This is a genomic window from Nocardiopsis chromatogenes YIM 90109 (assembly GCF_000341185.1).
Taxonomy (GTDB): Bacteria; Actinomycetota; Actinomycetes; order Streptosporangiales; family Streptosporangiaceae; genus Nocardiopsis_A; species Nocardiopsis_A chromatogenes.
The window spans coordinates 1-3420 of the sequence record NZ_ANBH01000262.1 but is presented as its reverse complement, the minus strand read 5'-3'; the positions used below and the strand labels follow the sequence as shown (position 1 = coordinate 3420).

General features: G+C 71.5%; 4 protein-coding genes and 1 pseudogene. 2 read left to right on the top strand and 3 right to left on the bottom strand.

Annotated features, from left to right (window positions below; translation table 11 throughout):
• Window positions 1-659: pseudogene (locus D476_RS38050) on the top strand (hypothetical protein); the annotation flags it as partial.
• Between the two features lie 12 nt (window positions 660-671).
• On the opposite strand, the gene D476_RS0124185 reads toward D476_RS38050, so the two are convergent.
• Window positions 672-1301: a GyrI-like domain-containing protein gene (locus D476_RS0124185; RefSeq protein ID WP_017626497.1), complete on the bottom strand. Its 630-nt coding sequence runs from the start codon at window positions 1299-1301 to the stop codon at window positions 672-674.
• A 116-nt stretch (window positions 1302-1417) separates the two neighbouring features.
• Entirely contained in the window at window positions 1418-1540 is a 123-nt protein-coding gene (locus tag D476_RS36655) for a DUF397 domain-containing protein (RefSeq protein WP_083939617.1), read from the bottom strand.
• Window positions 1541-1575: 35 nt separating this feature from the next.
• Between D476_RS36655 and D476_RS0124180 the strand changes: the two genes are divergently transcribed.
• Window positions 1576-2763: a methyltransferase domain-containing protein gene (locus tag D476_RS0124180; RefSeq protein WP_204367013.1), complete on the top strand. Its 1188-nt coding sequence runs from the start codon at window positions 1576-1578 to the stop codon at window positions 2761-2763.
• A 205-nt stretch (window positions 2764-2968) separates the two neighbouring features.
• Here D476_RS0124180 and D476_RS34340 read toward each other — a convergent pair.
• A partial coding sequence (locus D476_RS34340; protein ID WP_040726932.1) for a D-arabinono-1,4-lactone oxidase occupies window positions 2969-3420 on the bottom strand: 452 nt, incomplete at its 5' end.

The following is a 3420-nucleotide window of genomic DNA, read 5'->3' as shown; positions in this document are numbered from 1 at the left end:
CGTCGCCCCGCCGGTTCACCTCGCCGGACCCGGAGTCCATGGACGAGTCGCTGGAGCTGGTCGGTACGCGCGGCAAGGTGCGGCTGCTGACGGGGATGGTGCGCGCCAACCGTCCTTGGCGGCTGCTGCCCAGCCTGTCCAGCGCCATCGCGGCATCCGTGGCCACCAGCTCCTTCGGCGTCTTCTACAACTCGATCTGGCAGATGGCCGATGTGCTGCACCCGGCGCGGCTGGCCCTGGTCAACGCGTTCGCGGTGGTCGCCATGGCCGTGTGGCTGATCGTCTACAACGGGCTGTGGGAGCGGCCGGACGGCGAGCGCCTGCGCAGGGTGGTGGTGCTGTACAACACGTCCACGGTCTGCACGGTGGGGCTGGGCGTGCTGTGCATGTACGTGCTGCTGTTCGCGGTGACGCTCGCCGAGGCGCTCGTCGTCATCGACGCCTCCTTCATGGAGTCCGTCGTGGGGCATCCCGCCGGCCTGAGGCAGTACCTGCTCATCGCGTGGATGGCCAGTTCCATGGGGACGGTGGCCGGGGCCCTGGGCTCGACGTTCGAGAGCGAGTCCGCGGTGCGGGCGGCCGCGTACAGCGAGCGGGAACGCGAGCGCCGGGAGCGGTTCGAGGAGGAGCGCGGCGACGAGGAGGGGGACCGGGCGTGACGGCCCCGGGGGTCAGGCCCCTTGAGGGGCCGGGCCGACGGGCTGCCGGAGGACGGTCTTGAGCCTGGCGGGGGCGGTGCGGCGGGGGTCGCTGAGGTAGACCTCGTGGTGGTGGCCGGACATGCGCAGGCCGTTGGCGGCGAGGTACTCGTCGTGCAGGCGGGCGAGGGCGGGGCCCTCGTCGTCGTAGGACCCGATGTGCAGGAGCTGGGCGCAGGTGCCCTCGTGCAGGTCGGCCCGCAGAACGTCCGCGATCGCCGGGAGGCCCTTCTTGTCCTGCGCGGCCTCCTTGGCGTCCTCGACGAGACCGTCGGGGACCCAGTCGGGGAGGCAGATGAGCATGCGCCACTGCCAGGCGTCCTTGTCACGGGTGATGAACACGCGGGGGTCGTCGGCCCACCAGAGCCCTTCGAGCGGGGCGACGACGAAGTCCCGGCCGAGGGTGCGCTTTGCGGCGAACTTGGCCGTGTAGGCGACGGAGTAGAGCGCTTCGACGGCACGGGCGTAGGCGGCGCTGGTGTTGGGGTCACCGCGCCCGTCGACGGCGATGAACCGCTGCGGGGGCACGTCGACGAGGGCCCACTCGGTGTTCTTGGGCGCGTAGAGGTGCTTGAGGTCGCGCTTGACGTCATAGCGGTCCATGGCCGCCCGCCTCCCGGGAACGCTCCGTCGGTCCTGGGACATGTTCGCAGACGGCACCGACAAAGCCGGGACGTACGGCCGGGACCCCGGTCCCCCGGGGCCCACCTCGTTGGTGACTACAGTTCGCGAGCCTTGATGTCCTTGAGGAACGCGGCCCATTCGACGCCGGGGAAGACGATGTGACCGGCTTCGGGATGTCTGCTGTCCCGCACCGCGGCCCCCCACCCCCGCCACCGCATCCGGACGGCGGCCCGCCGCCGGGCAGGCACGAGAAGTGAGCACGCCCCCTGTGCCCGCCTCCGAAGAACTGATCAGCATGCTTCTGGAGGCGGGCGCGCTGACCTCCGAGTGGGCACCGGCCTTCAGGAAACTGCCCCGGTCCGCATTCCTCCCTGAAGTGATGTGGGCCTTCGACACCCGCACCGGACAGAGCAGCCTGGTGGACCGCACAGCGTCGCCCGAGCCATGGACCTATTGGGCCACGGCCGATGCACCGATCACCGTGCAATGGGACGACGGCGCATACGGGTCGCCCCGGCAAGGCACGGTCCCCACCTCTTCGGCGTCGATGCCTTCGGTCGTGGCCTCCATGCTGCGCGACCTCGACGCCCACCCCGGGATGACCGTCCTGGAACCGGGGACCGGCACCGGATGGAACGCGGCCCTGCTCGCCCACCGCCTCGGGCCGCACGCGGTGACGGGCATCGAGGCCGATCCGGAGATCGCGCGCACCGCCCGGGACAACCTCCGCCAGGTCGCCGGGGACGTGCACGTCGTGACCGGCGACGGACTGCTCGGCGCCCCGGACCGCGCACCCTTCGACCGGGTGATCGCGACCTTCGGCCTGCGCACGGTTCCGGCGGCCTGGGTGGCCCAGACCCGTCCGGGCGGCATCCTGCTGGTGCCCTGGGGAACCGATTTCTCACCCCAGGATGCCGTGGCGCGGTTGGTCGTCGCGGAGGACGGGCTGAGCGCCTCGGGCCGCTTCACAGGACTGGTGCAGTTCATGAAAGCGCGCTCACAGAGACTGGAATGGCCCGACGACGAGAGGCACGTTCACGACTGGCCCGGGCGGACGTCCACGACGTCATTGGGCGCTGACGACGTCGCACCGACGGCTCCCTACGGCCCGCGGCCCTTCGTCCTCGGTCTGCTGGTCGACGGGGCCGCCCAGGTACGCCATGACGACAAGGACGGCACGGTCCTGTGGATCTACAGCCTGACCGGCCGGTCCTGGGCGGCGGCGGTCGTCGACGGCGACACGGGCGCGGGCCGGGTCCACCAGGCCGGGCCTCGCTCCTTGTGGAGCGAAGTCGAGGCGGCGTGGAACTGGTGGGATGGACAGGGGCGCCCTGGGGTCGAGGAGTCCGGTCTCACAGTGACCGCTGACGGCGCGCAGCGGGCGTGGCCGGGAGCCCCGGATCGGCTGCTGTCCAAGGAAGCAGGCCGACGACCTCGATGAGCCCCGCGGCCGAGACCTCAAGCGGGCAGCACGCGGCGCCCCTGGGGGTGGGAGGGCCCGGGCACCTTCGGCGGCCACTGCGGCGGGCGGTGGGGATACAACCGGAACCACCCCCCGAGACAAACCCCGACGCGAGCACCGCACAACGAGCGGTTCAACCAGGCATGAACCATGCCCCGTCGGGACCCACGAGGGCGTCCGCTCTCTACAACTCCAAACGGCGGGACAGGTCCGACACCAATACGCCGTCCGGGTCGACACGCTTTCGGACCGTCCTCCACTCGTCCATGCGCGGGTACATGGCGTGCACGGTCTCCGCCCTGGCCCTCGCGTCCTTCGCCAGGTAGATCGCTCCCCCGGCCTCCAGCACCTTCTCGTCGAAACCGTCCAGCAGGCGCGCCAGGCCGGGCAGGGACGCGGGCAGGTCCAGGGCCAGCGTCCACCCCGGCCGGGGGAACGAGAGCGGCCCGGGCGTCCCCGCGCCGAAGCGCTTGAGCACCGCAAGGAACGACGGCGCCCCGGCCGCCGACAACCGGGCGACGATGGACCGCAGGGCGTCCTCGGCGCCGAACGGCACCACGAACTGGTACTGCACCAGCCCCGACGGCCCGTAGATCCGGTTCCAGTCCCGCACCGCGTCCAGCGGGTGGAAGAACG

Bases quoted from the DNA above. Each gene is read 5' to 3' on its own strand.
- D476_RS0124185 (WP_017626497.1), bottom strand. From the start codon at position 1,301: ATGGACCGCTATGACGTCAAGCGCGACCTCAAGCACCTCTACGCGCCC.
- D476_RS36655 (WP_083939617.1), bottom strand. From the start codon at position 1,540: ATGCGGTGGCGGGGGTGGGGGGCCGCGGTGCGGGACAGCAGACATCCC.